Raw genomic sequence first — 15616 nt, 5'->3', positions numbered from 1 at the left:
GTTAGCCGCCGAATCGGCCACCTAATGTGTCAGCAGCTTGAATTGCTTGCTCGCGCTCATCCGGCGAGGCAACAGAGATTGCTCGTTCGTGTAGTTCAGCAATCCAATGTTCGTCGTCGGTGCCACCTGCGTTACGATTAGCAAGTGTCAGCCACATAAGACCCTCGACGGGATCGGCATCGATGCCCTCTCCGTTAAACATCAAGTCGCCTAGTGTAGCTTGCGCAGCAGCATGACCTTTGCGTGATGCGAGTGAAAGCCAACGAGCGCTTTGCAACGGAGAATAACCAAACTCGTTTTCGTCTAGATAAAGCTGGCCCACTTTGAACTGGGCATCCGGGTCACCGAAATAAGACGCTGCATGTAGCAACAGCTTCCGGGAAAGCGAGTTGTCCGCTTGCACACCAGCGTCAGGAACACCCTCACGATAATATTCGCCAATTTTCAAGAAACTTTGCGCCACAATATCCGCACCGACAGACTTAGGTGGCGTGTCAGCATGGTCGTTGGCGAGTTCGCGGAAATACAAAAAGGCTTTTGTGCGATCTTTTTGAACACCTTCGCCTTTTTCATACATTACCCCCAACCGCCAAAGAGCAATCGGCTGGCCTGCTTCGGCAGCTTCTTCCAAAGCTGCCAGCAGGTCGTGGTTAGACACTTCGCTGTCGTTGGTGCCAAACAAAGACAATATATTGGTATTGTCCTGTGCGTTGGCGCTGCTTACTCCCGCAAGCGCCAACATAAAGGCAAAAACCCAAACTCCAGCGTTCGTGCTAAATGTCCGCATAGCACTCCTTTTCGCCCTTCGCACCGGGGTGGGTAAGTGCGCCATAACGCGCTGGCCCAACACCTTGTGCATATTTCCAAATGACGCCGGAACCAAAGTTGGTTTCGCGCGGCTGCCACTTGGCTTTGCGGGCTTCAAGTTCTTCATCTGTCAATGCAACAGAGATTTCGCCGGTATTGGCGTTGATCGTGATTTGGTCACCGTTCTCCAATAGTCCAATCGGGCCACCAACAGCGGCTTCAGGACCAACATGGCCGATACAAAAGCCGCGAGTAGCGCCTGAGAAACGACCATCGGTAATCAAAGCAACCTTGTCACCCATTCCCTGGCCGTAAAGCGCAGCGGTTGTTGCCAGCATTTCACGCATACCAGGTCCACCTTGGGGACCCTCGTAGCGGATAACCAGCACTTCGCCTTCTTTGTATTCTCGCTTGGATACTGCCTTAAAGCACTCTTCTTCACTGTCAAAACAACGTGCAGGACCGGTGAACTCCAACTCAGTCATACCAGCGACCTTCACAATCGCACCGTCTGGCGCAAGATTGCCTTTCAAACCAACGACGCCACCGGTTTTAGTAATCGGCTTGTTGGCGGGCCATACGACATCTTGCTTGTCGTTCCATTTAACCTTTTCAAGGTTTTCAGCAATGGTGCGACCAGTGACGGTCATGCAATCGCCGTGCATAAAACCGTTGTCGAGCAACGTCTTCATGAGCTGCGGAATACCGCCAGCTTCAAACATATCTTTTGCCACATAGCGACCACCGGGCTTCAGATCAGCGATGTAAGGCGTTTTCTTGAAGATTTCGGCAACATCGAAAAGATCAAACTCAATACCCGCTTCGTTTGCAATTGCTGGCAAGTGAAGCGCGGCGTTTGTTGAGCCACCAGACGCAGCAACCACAGTTGCCGCATTTTCAAGCGCTTTGCGGGTAACGATATCCCGTGGGCGGATGTTTAGTTTAATCAGCTCCATTACTTGCTCACCAGCGGTGTAGCAGAATTGATCGCGAATTTCATAAGGCGCCGGAGCGCCCGCCGAATAAGGCATCGCCAGTCCAATTGCTTCTGACACTGTTGCCATGGTGTTAGCGGTAAACTGAGCGCCACAAGCGCCAGAAGAAGGACAAGCGACGCGCTCAAGCTCTTCCAAATCGGCATCGGAAAAATCGCCGACCGAATGCTTACCAACGGCTTCGAAAACGTCCTGAACCGTGACCGGGTTGCCCTTGAAGTTACCAGGTAGAATTGAGCCGCCGTAGAGGAACACTGACGGCACGTTCAAACGAACCATAGCCATCATCATCCCTGGCAGCGATTTGTCGCAACCAGCTAGTCCAACGAGCGCATCATAGCTGTGGCCGCGCATGGTCAGTTCGACCGAATCTGTAATCACGTCACGTGACACCAATGATGACTTCATGCCTTGGTGCCCCATGGCAATGCCATCAGTTACGGTAATTGTTGTAAACTCACGTGGCGTACCGTTGGCTGCAGCAACGCCCTTTTTTACAAACTGTGCTTGGTGCGAAAGGGCAATGTTACATGGGGCTGCTTCATTCCAACATGTCGCAACCCCAACAAATGGCTGGTGTATCTGACCGCTGGTTAATCCCATTGCATAATAATACGACCGATGCGGCGCGCGCGCAGCGCCTTCGGTTACATGTCGACTAGGTAATTTTGTCTTGTCGATTTTGTTGTCGTCCACAGGTTGTTCCTTCCAAGCATCATTGTTGCCGTAGCACTAAAATGTTTTTACTTCGGCCACCGTTTGATGCAAGGCACAATTGTGACAAGGCGTACGGCACGGTTCGCATTAAAACTGCGACATAAACAACACGCCATCCGCCAAGTCGGCTGTTCTTTCGCCTGTTATGTCGCCCCAATGGGTTAAAAAAATGGCGACCACATCGTCAAAATGTGGCCGCCATTCAAGAATGTGTGATTTATTCCACTGTGTTGCAGAATTATGACAGTTCCGTTTAGCCTAGACGCGCAAGCGCTGCTTCAACGCGTTCCTTTTTGGCCACGGCATCTGCTCGACGTTGTTTTTGATCATTCACAACATGATCTGGTGCCTTTGAAATAAACTGCTCATTGGCCAACTTGCGGTCAACGCTATCAATTTCTTTGTCGAGCTTGGCCAAGTCTTTGCCTAGTCGCTCTTTTTCAGCAGAAATGTCGATCACACCAGCCAACGGCAAGCAGAAAGTAGCCTCGTTTAAGACCAACTGCGCCGCTTCGTTCGGAACAGCATCTGCAAAAGAAATGTCTTCTATGCGCGCCAAACGTTTGACCATCGCCCCTTGGCTTTCCAACCGAGCACGAGTGGTCGCATCTGCATCCACCACAATTAGCGGAACTTTCGCGCTAGCAGGCACATTCATTTCAACCCGTACTGAACGAATGCCAGAAATCAAATCAATCAACCATCCCATTTCGCCTTCAGCATCTTCATTAATCAAATCAGCAATTTCTGGCCAACGCGAAACAATCAATTGTTTTTCACGTGCGGGACCTTGCTTAGCGGTTTGCGCCCAAAGCTCTTCGGTGACGAACGGCATAAATGGGTGTAGCAACTTCAATATTTGATCCAATGCATAGGCTGCAGTTGCGCGTGTTTCAGCTTTGAGTGCCTCGTCGTCGCTGTTGAACACCGGCTTGGCCAGTTCAACAAACCAATCGCAGAATGTTCCCCATACAAAATCGTATGCGGCATTGGCCGATTCATTGAAGCGGAAGGTCTCGATGGATTTTTCAACTTCTGCAACAGCCTTCGCTGTTCGGCTCAAAATCCATTTATTAAGGGTCGAGCTAACTGATTTAGGATCATATCCATCAACCCGAATGCATTCATTCATTTCAAGGAAACGCGCAGCATTCCAAATCTTTGTTACAAAGTTTCGGTAGCCCTCAACTCGGGATAGCGACAATCGAAGGTCCCTACCCTGCGCAGCCATCGCAGCGAGCGTAAATCGCGTCGCATCGGTGCCATACTCGTCGAACAGCACCAACGGATCAATCACGTTGCCCTTGGTTTTTGACATCTTCTGGCCATGCTCATCACGAACGAGAGCGTGCACGTAAACATTTTCAAACGGCTCTTCTTCCATGAAATGCAGACCAAACATCATCATTCTGGCGACCCAGAAAAAGATAATGTCAAAGCCTGTTACCAACGTGTTGGTTTGGTAGTAAGTCGCCAATTCATCTGTTTTTTCAGGCCAGCCGAGCGTTGAGAAAGGCCAAAGAGCCGATGAAAACCAAGTATCGAGCACGTCTTCATCGCGTTTGATTTCTGTCGGAGCGCCATAATGCGCATCAGCCGCAGCTTGCGCCTCACCTTCGGTCGCAGCAACAAATACTTCACCATCTGGGCCGTACCATGCCGGGATTTGATGGCCCCACCACAACTGGCGAGAGATACACCAAGGCTGAAGATTTTCCATCCAAGCGTAGTAAGTGTTTTCCCAGTTCTTCGGGACAAATTTGGTGCGTCCTTCTTTAACAGCTGCAAGAGCTGGTTTTGCTAGAGTTTCCGCGTCTACATACCACTGGTCAGTCAAATATGGCTCGATGACGACTTGCTTAGACTTTTCATCATGTGGGATCGAAACAATTTTGTCTTCGACCTCAACCAACACACCGAGCGCATCCAGATCAGCAATAACTTTCTTGCGCGCTTCAAAACGATCCAGCCCTCGATAAGCTTCAGGCGCTTCTTCGTTGATTTTTGCATCGACGGTGAAGATATTGATCATTTCAAGATTGTTGCGTTTGCCTACCTCAAAGTCATTAAAGTCGTGGGCCGGCGTAATCTTTACCGCACCAGAACCCTGCTCAGGATCAGCATGTTCATCTGTCACGATTGGGATTTTGCGCCCCGTCAACGGGAGAACAACCATCTTACCAACCAGGTGCGCATATCGCTCATCTTCTGGGTGAACAGCAACGGCAGTGTCACCAAGCATTGTTTCTGGACGCGTTGTCGCAACAGTGATGGTTTCGTCAGTGCCATCGATAGGATATTTTAGGTGCCACATGTGACCATTAACGTCGATATTCTCAACTTCCAGATCGGAAATGGCTGTTTGCAACACGGGATGCCAGTTTACCAAGCGCTTGTCTTTGTAAATCAGCCCCTCTTTGTGCAACTGCACAAAGACCTTTAGAACGGCCTCGGACATACCATCGTCCATGGTAAAGCGCTGACGTGACCAGTCAGCCGATGCACCTAGTCGCTTTTGCTGCGAAACAATGGTGTTGCCGCTCTTTTCTTTCCATTCCCATACTTTTTCTAGGAATTTTTCGCGGCCCAAATCTCTTCGCGATGGCAGCTGGTTTTCCATCAGTTGTCGCTCAACAATCATCTGTGTAGCTATACCAGCATGATCGGTGCCCGGCTGCCAGAGCACATTCTTGCCGCGCATTCGTTCAAAACGCGCGAGTAAATCCTGAATCGTGAAAGTTAGCGCATGGCCGACATGAAGATCTCCTGTGACGTTTGGTGGTGGCATCGCAATACAGTAGCTTTCAGCGCCTTCTGCAGCGCCCGCACCAGCCGCAAACAAATTGTTGCTTGTCCAGCCTTCATAAATCCGGGTTTCAACCTCTTGCGGGTTGTAGCTCTTATCGATCATTTCGCACAGCCTTTGTCCGCCGTTGCGCAAGGACTGCCAACGGCTGAAATTCAATTCAATCTAGGTGTAAAGCCAAGGCGAGCCGCACTGTCAACAGCGAGACGGTCAAAAACTGCTTTTTTGATTTATCTGTTGCCGCGGGAAACGCGTTCGATTTCGCGCTGGACAAGTTTTTCGACCACGCCTGGTAGGTTTTCATCCAACCAGCTTTTCAACATTGGTCGAAGCATTTCCCGGATCAAATCCTCAACTGTTTGACCACCACCGCTCGACAGTGTTAGCGCGTCAAGCTGACTAAATGCACTTTTGGCAGCTGCCTGCGTTGTCGGCTCAAGCAATTCCTCAGACATCTCGGTCGTCAAGTTTTGATCAGGTAATGGACTAACGGCAACGGGCTCTTCATCGATGGTTTCGTCAGGTGCAACGTCATCCAGGACAGAGATATCGACTTCTGCTGTCAGTGCGTCAATGTCAGCTTCCGGCGTCTCATTGGATTCTTCAGCATCATCATCATTGATAAACGCGATGTCGTCGGGAACAACCATCTGCACGTCTTCAGACACATCGTCACCGAATTCAGCCACGAACTCTTCAGGCGCGGGCGCAGCACGCACTAGATCATCTGCGGCTCCGGCAATACCGGGCGCGGATTCAGATGTCGGTGGGTTGAGCATTTGTTCTGCACTTAGCGCCAAAGGTTCATCGTCAGCAACCATATCTACAGGCTCTGCAGCCGGTGGATTGAGCATTTGCTCCGGACTAAGTGTAAGCGGCACTTCTTCTGAAGGCTCAACAGCCACCGCAGCCTCTTCAACCGGCTCTGGTGCCGCCGCAGCCATCGAAGCCAAATCGTCGCCGTCGTCATCTTCGTTGGTAATCTCTGTTGCAAGTACCTCAGGTTCCGCAGCTGGCTCTTCAGCTGCAGGTTCATCATCTGCAATGATCTGTCTAATTGAAGACAGGATTTCGTCCATCGATGGGTCTTTAGACGCAGGTTGATTCATCTTGGCCTCACAATCGTGCGAAGCAACTGGCACATCAATTACACGACGCGATTCGCACTATTTCAGCTTATTGTGCGAGATATTAACATGTTAGTCCAGATGGCAGGCAAAATCTGCGTTTTCCACCAATAAGTTGAACTAGTCCCGCAACTCGCTCCAAATGTCTTCTACCCGCGCGCGATATCCGTCCGCAGACTTGATAGACACAGGTAAGTGAAGCGACGCAGCATCAAGTTTTCCAGCGGCCGAGACCAATGAGAACGCCGCTACAACTTTGTTGCGTTGTGCAGTGTAAAGCGCTTCCCTGGCACTGGTCAGTTCCGCGCGAGCATTCAAGACGTCCAAAGTCGTGCGTTGACCGACGTTGCGCTCTTCAATCACACCATCCAAAGCTATTTGGCTGGATCGAACGGCTGCGTTTGCAGATTCAATCAATGCGATAGAGGATTGCAGGCCAGACCAAGCTGAAATCACCGCTTCCTCTACCTGATCAACAGTGGCTCGCGCATCGACTTCCGCGTTGATGTGCGCAAGATTAGATTTGCGCGCGGATGCCCCAAGTGCTCCACCTTGGTAAATTGGAATAGACAATGTCAGTCGGATTGAACCAGAAGTTCCTCGTGCAGATACGCCGCCGCCGCAGTCTATTGCACAAATAGAACCAATGAGGTCCAAAGTAGGTCCAAATGCCCGCAAAGCTGCATCAGTACCATATCGTGCAGCTTCAACTTGAGCTATAGCGGTTTGAATCGCGGGGTGATTCGCCTTTGCAGAGCGCAGTGCGTCATCAAGCGATCTTGGTAGAACACTACCAAACTTGAAATTAGAATTCAGCCCAGAGGGTTTTGCTCCCATCCAACGCACATAGCTAGCCTGTGAAGTACGTAGGGAGTTCACTGAAGACTTATAGGCCGCAACCGCTTGAGCCAAACGCGCTTCGGCTTGCGCTACATCGATTTTTGTACCTTCGCCAATATTTAGCCGGTTGCGTGCAGAGGAAACCTGGGCCCTCAAAAACTTCACATTGTCAGCACGAAGGCTTGCTAGGTTTGTATCGCGCACTACATCCATATAGGCAGTCGCGGCATTTAGGAGAACGTTTTGCTCCGTATTTCGCAAACTATGCGCCGTTGCGTCAGCCACCGCTCGCGCTTGATCAATCTGGGCGTCGGTTTTCAACCCATCGAAGAGGCGTTGATTATATTGGAGATTTAGGCTCGTCGTGCCACCATCAGTGTGCACACCTCCTAAGTCAGCCCAACTATATTGGGTTGTTGCTGACAGGTTCACTTGCGGGCGTTTCCCAGCCTTACGAAGCACAATATCCTCAGAAGCCAATTTAACGCTGATTAGCGCTGCAGCCATCGCAGGGTTGTTGGTATATGCCTTTGCCAACGCATTGGTTAGACTTTCAGCGTTTACAACACCGGTGAGCGCGAACGACAGTGCCGCCGCTGCAAAAACAGACTTCTTCAAAAACACAACAATTACCCCGAACAGATCTAAGCATCCATAATATGTACCATCTGACCTAGAATTGAAAATTAACTTTTCATTAATATTTCAAATTCTCATGTCATGTAGCGTAGACGCAACACCTACCTCAATTTGGATCAAGCAATGGTATATTCAAGTCCGTACGGTAAATTTTCTATAAACTAAACTCAGGGGCACGCGAAAACTCGCTTAATTTAGGTACTGTAGCATTGAATGCTTCGCGTCGAGCGAGATCACCGTCATTCTTTGTGTAAACTACGGCAACATCCACACCATCGACTGGTTCGACGCAAACAATTCGACCGCCTTCAGCTAATTGCGATTTTAGGTCGTCTGACATCGTCTCTACGACACCCTCGATGAAAATCACATCAAAAGGCGCTTCTTTTGCCACCCCTTGCGTCAAATCCGCTGAGAGTACAGCCACATTTCCAATGTCCAGATCTGCAAGCGCCTCAGTTGCCGCTTCAACTAATTCGTCTTGGTCATCGATGGCAACAACAGATCCTGCCAGTCCAGCAATAACTGCAGCTGCGTAACCGGTGCCACACGCAACATCCAACACGATGTCGCTGCTCTTGATGTCAGCGAGTTGGATGAGCTGCGCCAATCGCATTGGCGACAACATTCTTCGGCTGTCAGAAAGCGGCAAATGCTGATCTAAATAGGAAAGCTCACGAAGATCCGCTGGAACGAAATTCTCTCGCGGGACCGAGCCCATGATTCTGATGATGTCAAAATCAGTAACAGCGTTTGGTCGAACTTGGCTATCAACCATGGCGGTGCGGGCGCGAGCGAAATCCATCTTAATTTCCTTTTGGAGTTGCATCCTTGTCGTCCTCAATATCGCCGTATTGCCCGATATGCAAGCGATCCAAAACCGAAAAAACGTCAATTCAATATGGATGAACATAAGATTGCAAAATTAGTCGACAACATTTGCTTGAATCCAAATTGGCTTTGGTATAGCAACGCATCCTTATGAGGCCACGTGGCGGAGTGGTGACGCAGCGGATTGCAAATCCGTGTACCCCGGTTCGATTCCGGGCGTGGCCTCCATATCTCCTTACTTTGATACCCTTCCACACTTGATCCCAGCTGGTTTTCAGTTTGCTCCACGCCGCAACTGTACACAGGGCTTGTGCCGGCGTTCTTTACAAACCTTGGCGACGTAGAATAAACTAACTACGCGAGTATTTGCGCCTATATTATGTTTATGTGTTTTTCAAATTTCTGTTGGGGTAATTCATTGAGCCAGCATATCGTTTTTCTACCCGGAACACTGCTGAGTGCAGATCAGTTTGGTTTGCAGATGCGTGCTATGTCGCCACAAAACACAGTTACTGCGTTTGAATATTCCGCCCACAAATCTGGGATTACCCGCGAAAACCTGATTGAAACATGGTCGCAAGACGTATTGGATTATGTCTCAAATATCGGCAGACCGGTGACCCTATGTGCGCACTCGTTTGGTGGCATTCTGGCGCAAATTGTCGCACACAAGAGACCTGAGCTTATTGAGCGCCTAATTTTGGTCGAAACGAACTACTGTGCAACTGACAGCCTGCTTGATGCAACCACACTCCCGCTTGCCAAAATGTTCGTAAAAACCATGCCGTGGTCAAACCTTTCGAAACATTTGATAAACCTGCATGGACAGCATTCATTTGAAGCAAGTATTTGCATGGAAAGCGCACTTTTGCACAATGAAGAGCCGCCTTTGGCTAGAGACACTATGCTTGCAGCGCTTGAATGGGATGGACGCAAGAACCTTAAAAGGATTTTTCCGCAGACAGATATCGTCGTTGGCGAGTTTTTTGAGCGCACACAAAAACAAGCTGAAATATTTGCATCAACTCTTCCAAATGCACGACTGCACAAAATTCCAAATACGGGGCACTTGGTGAATCTAGATTCGCCAGCGGCTTTCAATAGAATTCTATTGAACGAACAAATTGCGGTGGTTGCAGCGTAATTAACCGCTGGAAACGCTGGTCCCACACCTTTATACAGCTGCTGTGTACATAATTGGACTAAGCAAATGACCGTATTTGGTGTGATTCTCGCTGGTGGAACTGGCCGTCGACTAGGCAGCGTAAACAAATCAACGCTACGCATTGGTTCAAAAACACTGCTTACGAGACTGCTAGACACTGTAGAACCACAACTAGACAAAGTTGCGATCTCGGGCAGTGTTCAGTCTCAAGAAAGAAGCCTCCGTACCGATTTACCACTTCTTTTTGACCAATTCGATCCGCAGATTGGTCCACTGGGTGGCATTGATGCTGGATATAGATGGGCAAAATCAATTGGGGCATCGGATGCTACCGATCTTTTGCTCATCGCACCTGTGGACACTCCTCACTTTCCAGCGAACTTCGTCGAAATGGCGCGGGAGCGGATAAGTGGACAAGATGTTGTGGTGGCAAAGTTCAATGAGCATGTCTATCCCACATGCAGTCTCTGGCGCCTGGGTGCAGCCACAAATATTGCGTCAACTCGCAAAGATGCAGCAAACAACTCAATCCGCGCTTATCTTGACAAGTTGAATGTAGCTTACTTGGATTTTGCAGATTCATCGACTGCAAACCCATTCAAGAATGCCAACAAAATTAGCGACTTAATTAGTTTTGACACCCGCGTCAGCTAATTCGATATTTTTTGCGAAAAAATTCAATAAAATCTCAAAAAGGGTCTTGGCAAGGCGGTGCAAAACAGGTAAACCCCGTCTCACCTGATCATCAGGAACGTTTGGTGATCCCCGATAGCTCAGTTGGTAGAGCAAGCGGCTGTTAACCGCTTTGTCGCAAGTTCGAGTCTTGCTCGGGGAGCCACACTTCTTCAAATAAATCGTTATCTAGCTTGGCAGTTTGATGCCTGCATAGTCATATTGAAATCCACTTTCTTCGGGCGACAACTCTCCAAGAACACGAAGTAGTTTTTCGGCGGCTTCGCTAGGTGATAACTTCCTGTAACTGGTTGCATATTTGCGCGTTAACTTGGTGTCCACAGTTCCAGGATGGAGTGAAACGCAAATGCTGCTTGGATTTTGTCGCGACAATTCGATTGCTGCTGTTTTTATGATCTGGTTTTGCGCAGCTTTTGCCGCACGGTAGCTAATCCAACCACCGAGCTGATTATCCTCAATTGATCCAACACGCGCGCCAAGCGTTGCGAAGATTGTTCTGCCACTTCTAGGCTGAATTTGGCTTAGGTGCTTAATAAGCAATGCCGGACCAATGGCGTTTATTGAGAAATGTGCTGCCATTGTAAGTGGATCAAGTTCTCTAATCGACTTCTCTGGTCGCTCGCCCTCTATCTCTAGCGCACCCGTCGCGTCAAATACCAAGTCGAAGAGCATTCCCTTTGCCCTAAAACCATCGGTGACCTTGGCAATGGATTGTTCATCTCGAAGATCAAACTCAGGATAGGCCCTGCGATCCAGGTTGACGACGCTGATGCAATTTTCCATCTCACTTAGCTGGTCGCAAATGGCAGTCCCAATACCCCCATTTGCCCCAACAACCAACGCGTGAAAGTTCTTCTCGAATCCATTCATTGTAGTTCCCTTTTGTGGGGATACAGAAATTCGAGCGACTCGGATCAAAACTCTAACATCTAAGCCTTAGATTTTTGAGGCGATTTCAACAACTGCCACGCTGCAATGGCCACCCCAAGCGCGACGACACCAATCATCAAACTCGCCAACGCGTTAATTTCCGGACTAACGCCCAGTCGGACTTTGGAGAAAATGACCATCGGCAGTGTTGAGGCACCTGGCCCCGACACAAAACTTGCGATCACCAAGTCGTCGAGCGATAAAGTGAACGATAGGAGCCAACCGGACATCAACGCAGGTGCGATCGTTGGCAGTGTGATGTCAAAGAAGACGCGGACCGGTTTTGCACCTAGATCACGCGCGGCCTCTTCGATTGATTCATCCATATCGCTCAGGCGTGATTGAACCACAACTGCGACATAGGCTAAGCAAAAAGTCGTGTGAGCGATGACAATGGTCGTAAAACCCCTACCCGCTGGCCATCCAAACATTGCTTCCATAGCCACGAACAATAGAAGCAACGATAACCCAGTTATGACTTCGGGCATCACCAAGGGCGCTGCTGTCATTCCACTGAGCAATGGTTTAAACCAAAACCGGCCAATTCGAGTGAGAACGAATGCCGCAAGCGTGCCAAGCACAAGCGCAAGCGATGCGCTAATGAATGCAATCTGCAGGCTGATCCACGCTGCGCCAAGGATTTGGGGGTCCTGCAACAACTCACCGTACCAGTGAGCTGAAAATCCGCCCCAAACCGTTACCAATTTGGATTTGTTGAAACTAAAGACGACCAACACGATAATTGGGACATATAAAAAGGCAAACCCAAGGAAAGTCGCAATTGGCAAGAACCGAAACTTGTTATTCATTTTCCGCTCCTAAATGCCTGACTTGTCTTGGTTTTGGCCATCCTGCGCCTTTTGCAGCAGCATAATTGGCAACACCAAAACCAAGAGCATGATTATTGCAACCGCCGAAGCCGTCGGCCAGTCTCTGTTCCTAAAGAATTCATCCCACAAAACACGACCTATCATATTTGTATCAGGGCCACCCAAGAGTGCTGGAATCACAAACTCTCCAACAACAGGAATGAACACCAACATGCACCCGGCCAGAATTCCAGGCAGCGACAAAGGCAGCGTGATTGTGAGGAACGTCATTATCGGTTTGGCACCAAGATCACTGGATGCCTCGAGCAAAGAACCGTCCAGCTTCACCAGATTTGCGTAAAGCGGCAATATCATAAACGGGAGATAGGTGTAAACGATGCCAACATAAACAGCAAAATCAGTCTGCATCATCACTAAGGGCTCATTTATGATCCCAAGGCTGAGCAGCAGATTATTGATATAACCATTACCTTTCAGGATACCGATCCACGCATATACCCGCAGCAGAAACGATGTCCAAAATGGCATGATCACGAGCATCAACAAGATATTGCGCCACTGACCGCTCGATCGCGCAATAAAGTAGGCCATCGGATACCCAATGAGCAACGCAAACAGGGTCGAAAAGAAGGCAATGCGCAAAGAGGAGCCGTATGCAGCTAGGTACAACCCGTCCTCAACGAGATATTGATAGCTTAAGAAACTAAAATTGATCGCAAAACCACTGTCCGTTGGTTCAATGAGTTTGGAATACGGCGGCCGGGCAATCATTGCCTCGGCAAACGAAATCTTTAATACAACAATGAACGGAATAAGGAAGAAAACAAGCAACCAAAGCGTCGGCACAGCGATAACGAGTCCGCGCCCGCTAAGCCCAAACTTTGCCAAAAATTTTGCAGTCCATTGGAAGGGTTTAGAATTCACAACGGCTTCGGTCATGATTGTAATACCACCCCTGCCGTTTCGTCCCAGGTCAGGTAAACCTCTTCATCCCATGATATAGCTTCATCGTCACGACGGACACGGTTTGATTGGGTCGCCTTTACGATTTTGCCGCTATCTAATTTGATCCGGAAAACGCTGAGGTTTCCCATATATGCCACATCCTCGACCATGCCTTTGAGAATGTTGAAGTCGCCATCTGGACGTTTTCGTCGGAGTTCCAGCTTTTCTGGCCGAATTGCAAACCAAAGTTTTTGATCTGGTGCACAGCTCACACCGTGCCCGACATGAATGTCAGTACCGGCTTCGTCAGACGCGATGCGAACATAATCTTTATCGTCCTCTTTCACGCGACCTTCAAACATGTTCACGGAGCCGATAAAATCCGCCACGAAGCGACTGGTTGGGTATTCGTATATCTCGGGTGGTTCGCCTACTTGAACGATCTCACCATAGTTCATTACACCGATGCGGGTTGCGAGCGTCATCGCTTCTTCTTGATCGTGGGTCACCACAATGAACGTGATCCCGAGGCTTTCCTGAATTTTGATCAATTCAAACTGTGTTTCTTCACGCAGTTTTTTATCTAGCGCACCCAACGGTTCATCCAGCAGCAAAAGCTTTGGTCGTTTTATCAACGACCTTGCGAGCGCCACCCGTTGTCTTTGGCCACCTGAAAGCTGATCTGGCTTTCGTTTGCCAAAGTCGCTCATTTGAACGAGCGAAAGCATGTCGGCAACTCGGTCCGAAACTTCAGAACTTGCGACACCATCACGTTTCAAGCCGTAAGCGATGTTCTGCTCAACGCTCATATGCGGGAAGAGCGCATAGGATTGAAACATCATATTGGTTGGTCGGTCGTGCGACGGAATATTGGCCATGTCTTGGCCATCAATTTCAATTGTGCCTGAAGTTGGTGTCTCAAATCCTGCCAACATGCGCAAAAGTGTTGACTTACCACTTCCAGAGCCGCCAAGCAGACAGAATAATTCGCTTTGATAGACATCAAGGCTAACATCATCGACCGCAACAAATTCTCCAAACTTTTTGGTCAACCGATTGATACGGATAAAGGGCTTTTCCCCTGCTCGTCGCCACGGTTTCTCATCTGCTGCAAGTTGAGTTTGCGCTGACATGGTTCCCCCCACACACAATCTAAAAAAATGCAGGGAGGCAAATGCCTCCCTGATCTATATTATTTGCCAGTTTTGATTTTGGTCCAAAGCCCTGTGATCACACGGTCGGTTTTTTGACCATAGACCTTTGAGCTCCATAGGTTTTTCTTAGCTTCTTCAGTTGGGAAAATGCCCGGATCGCTGGTGATTTCTTCATCAACCAACGGCATTGAAGCAGCGTTGCCGTTCGCATACCAAACATAGTTGGTAATATCCGCAGTGATCTGTGCATCCATCACAAAGTTGATGAATTTGTGCGCTGCGTCAGGATTTGGCGCGTCCACAGGAATCGCCATCATGTCAAACCACTGCAATGCGCCTTCTTTCGGGATCACATATGCGATCTCGACGCCATTATCCGCTTCATCTGCGCGAGCCTGCGCTTGGAACACATCGCCTGACCAGCCAACAGATACACAGATATCGCCGTTCGCTAGGTCAGAGATATATTGTGAGGAATGGAAGTAACGAATATTCGGGCGAATAGTCATCAACAATTCCGCACCTTTTTCGAAATCTGCCTTTTCCGTCGACTGCGGATCGAGCCCCAGATAGTTCATTGCGGCAGGCAGCAATTCTGTCGGCGCATCAAGAACGCTAATTCCACACTCAGCAAGCTTTGAGGAGTATTGCGGATCAAACAAAAGTGCCCAACTATCTGTTGGGGCGTCGTCGCCCAACAACTCTTGAACCTTGCCGACATTGTATCCGATGCCAGTGGTGCCCCACATGTAGATCACTGAATGTTCGTTGCCAGGATCGTAACCTGCGGCACCTGCCATCAAGTCTTGGTCCATGTTCTTCAGGTTTGGCAACTTGGCGAAATCAAGTTTTTGGTAAACGCCGGCCATGATTTGGCGCTGCAAAAAGTCTGACGTTGGTACAACAACGTCATAGCCAGAGCTACCCGCCAACATTTTGGCTTCAAGCACTTCGTTGCTATCATAAACGTCGTAGTTCACATCAATGCCAGTCGCCTCTGTGAATTTGGCGATCGTATCTTCTGCAATGTAGTCCGACCAGTTATAGACGTTCAGCGTTTCAGCCTGTGCCGCTACCGTGGTCGCTAGCGCCATCAATGGCACAGCTATCAACTTGTTCTTCATCCGACTTCTCCCT

Annotated in this window: 13 protein-coding genes and 2 tRNA genes; 4 read left to right on the top strand and 11 right to left on the bottom strand. The window is 49.2% G+C overall.

The window, feature by feature from the left end; genetic code table 11:
- Position 1 precedes the first annotated feature (1 nt).
- The 6 genes from QQL65_RS12875 to QQL65_RS12850 form a co-directional block, all read right to left on the bottom strand.
- Positions 2–787, bottom strand: a complete 786-nt coding sequence (locus QQL65_RS12875; protein WP_284365184.1) for a tetratricopeptide repeat protein — start codon at positions 785–787, stop codon at positions 2–4.
- Positions 774–2498, bottom strand: a complete 1725-nt coding sequence (gene ilvD / locus QQL65_RS12870; RefSeq protein WP_284365181.1) for a dihydroxy-acid dehydratase — start codon at positions 2496–2498, stop codon at positions 774–776. The genes QQL65_RS12875 and ilvD overlap by 14 nt, the downstream gene beginning before the upstream one ends.
- Positions 2499–2772: 274 nt before the next feature.
- Positions 2773–5430, bottom strand: a complete 2658-nt coding sequence (locus QQL65_RS12865) for a valine--tRNA ligase (protein ID WP_284365178.1) — start codon at positions 5428–5430, stop codon at positions 2773–2775.
- Positions 5431–5555: 125 nt separating this feature from the next.
- Positions 5556–6434, bottom strand: a complete 879-nt coding sequence (locus QQL65_RS12860; protein ID WP_284365177.1) for a DUF2497 domain-containing protein — start codon at positions 6432–6434, stop codon at positions 5556–5558.
- 138 nt (positions 6435–6572) lie between these two features.
- Positions 6573–7916 (bottom strand): TolC family outer membrane protein, encoded by a 1344-nt coding sequence (locus tag QQL65_RS12855; RefSeq protein ID WP_284365175.1) that lies wholly within the window; start codon positions 7914–7916, stop codon positions 6573–6575.
- A 169-nt stretch (positions 7917–8085) separates the two neighbouring features.
- Positions 8086–8736: a protein-L-isoaspartate O-methyltransferase family protein gene (locus QQL65_RS12850; RefSeq protein WP_284365173.1), complete on the bottom strand. Its 651-nt coding sequence runs from the start codon at positions 8734–8736 to the stop codon at positions 8086–8088.
- A 180-nt stretch (positions 8737–8916) separates the two neighbouring features.
- On the opposite strand from QQL65_RS12850, the gene QQL65_RS12845 reads away from it, so the two are divergent.
- The 4 genes from QQL65_RS12845 (at position 8917) to QQL65_RS12830 (ending at position 10765) form a co-directional block, all read left to right on the top strand.
- Positions 8917–8990: transfer RNA gene (locus tag QQL65_RS12845), tRNA-Cys, on the top strand.
- Positions 8991–9180: 190 nt separating this feature from the next.
- Positions 9181–9906 (top strand): alpha/beta fold hydrolase, encoded by a 726-nt coding sequence (locus tag QQL65_RS12840; RefSeq protein WP_284365172.1) that lies wholly within the window; start codon positions 9181–9183, stop codon positions 9904–9906.
- A gap of 66 nt (positions 9907–9972) precedes the next feature.
- The gene (locus QQL65_RS12835; RefSeq protein ID WP_284365171.1) at positions 9973–10581 is read left to right on the top strand and encodes a molybdenum cofactor guanylyltransferase; all 609 of its coding nucleotides are present in this window, start codon (positions 9973–9975) and stop codon (positions 10579–10581) included.
- A 108-nt stretch (positions 10582–10689) separates the two neighbouring features.
- Positions 10690–10765, top strand: a tRNA-Asn gene (locus QQL65_RS12830).
- 23 nt (positions 10766–10788) lie between these two features.
- Here the strand turns inward: QQL65_RS12830 and QQL65_RS12825 are convergent.
- The 5 genes from QQL65_RS12825 to QQL65_RS12805 are packed head-to-tail and all read right to left on the bottom strand — an operon-like array spanning position 10789 to position 15603.
- Positions 10789–11490 carry an SDR family NAD(P)-dependent oxidoreductase gene (locus QQL65_RS12825; RefSeq protein WP_284365170.1) on the bottom strand — a complete coding sequence of 234 codons (702 nt, stop codon included), beginning with the start codon at positions 11488–11490 and terminating at the stop codon, positions 10789–10791.
- A 59-nt stretch (positions 11491–11549) separates the two neighbouring features.
- The gene (locus tag QQL65_RS12820; RefSeq protein ID WP_284365168.1) at positions 11550–12359 is read right to left on the bottom strand and encodes an ABC transporter permease subunit; all 810 of its coding nucleotides are present in this window, start codon (positions 12357–12359) and stop codon (positions 11550–11552) included.
- 9 nt (positions 12360–12368) lie between these two features.
- Entirely contained in the window at positions 12369–13319 is a 951-nt protein-coding gene (locus tag QQL65_RS12815; RefSeq protein WP_284365166.1) for an ABC transporter permease subunit, read from the bottom strand.
- Positions 13316–14458 carry an ABC transporter ATP-binding protein gene (locus tag QQL65_RS12810; RefSeq protein WP_284365164.1) on the bottom strand — a complete coding sequence of 381 codons (1143 nt, stop codon included), beginning with the start codon at positions 14456–14458 and terminating at the stop codon, positions 13316–13318. Before QQL65_RS12810 ends, QQL65_RS12815 begins: the two co-directional genes overlap by 4 nt.
- A 59-nt stretch (positions 14459–14517) precedes the next feature.
- On the bottom strand, positions 14518–15603 hold the full coding sequence (locus QQL65_RS12805) for a polyamine ABC transporter substrate-binding protein (protein ID WP_284365163.1): 1086 nt from the start codon (positions 15601–15603) through the stop codon (positions 14518–14520).
- Positions 15604–15616: the final 13 nt, after the last annotated feature.

The sequence above is a fragment of the Maritalea porphyrae genome (assembly GCF_030159895.1).
GTDB lineage: Bacteria > Pseudomonadota > Alphaproteobacteria > Rhizobiales > Devosiaceae > Maritalea > Maritalea porphyrae.
The sequence above is the reverse complement of the archived record's forward strand: the minus strand, read 5'-3'. Positions and strand labels throughout refer to the sequence as shown.

Coding starts and splice junctions, on each gene's coding strand:
- QQL65_RS12875 (WP_284365184.1), bottom strand. CDS start 787: ATGCGGACATTTAGCACGAACGCTGGAGTTTGGGTTTTTGCCTTTATG.
- QQL65_RS12865 (WP_284365178.1), bottom strand. CDS start 5,430: ATGATCGATAAGAGCTACAACCCGCAAGAGGTTGAAACCCGGATTTAT.
- QQL65_RS12860 (WP_284365177.1), bottom strand. CDS start 6,434: ATGAATCAACCTGCGTCTAAAGACCCATCGATGGACGAAATCCTGTCT.
- QQL65_RS12850 (WP_284365173.1), bottom strand. CDS start 8,736: ATGGATTTCGCTCGCGCCCGCACCGCCATGGTTGATAGCCAAGTTCGA.
- QQL65_RS12835 (WP_284365171.1), top strand. CDS start 9,973: ATGACCGTATTTGGTGTGATTCTCGCTGGTGGAACTGGCCGTCGACTA.
- QQL65_RS12825 (WP_284365170.1), bottom strand. CDS start 11,490: ATGAATGGATTCGAGAAGAACTTTCACGCGTTGGTTGTTGGGGCAAAT.
- QQL65_RS12820 (WP_284365168.1), bottom strand. CDS start 12,359: ATGAATAACAAGTTTCGGTTCTTGCCAATTGCGACTTTCCTTGGGTTT.
- QQL65_RS12815 (WP_284365166.1), bottom strand. CDS start 13,319: ATGACCGAAGCCGTTGTGAATTCTAAACCCTTCCAATGGACTGCAAAA.
- QQL65_RS12810 (WP_284365164.1), bottom strand. CDS start 14,458: ATGTCAGCGCAAACTCAACTTGCAGCAGATGAGAAACCGTGGCGACGA.
- QQL65_RS12805 (WP_284365163.1), bottom strand. CDS start 15,603: ATGAAGAACAAGTTGATAGCTGTGCCATTGATGGCGCTAGCGACCACG.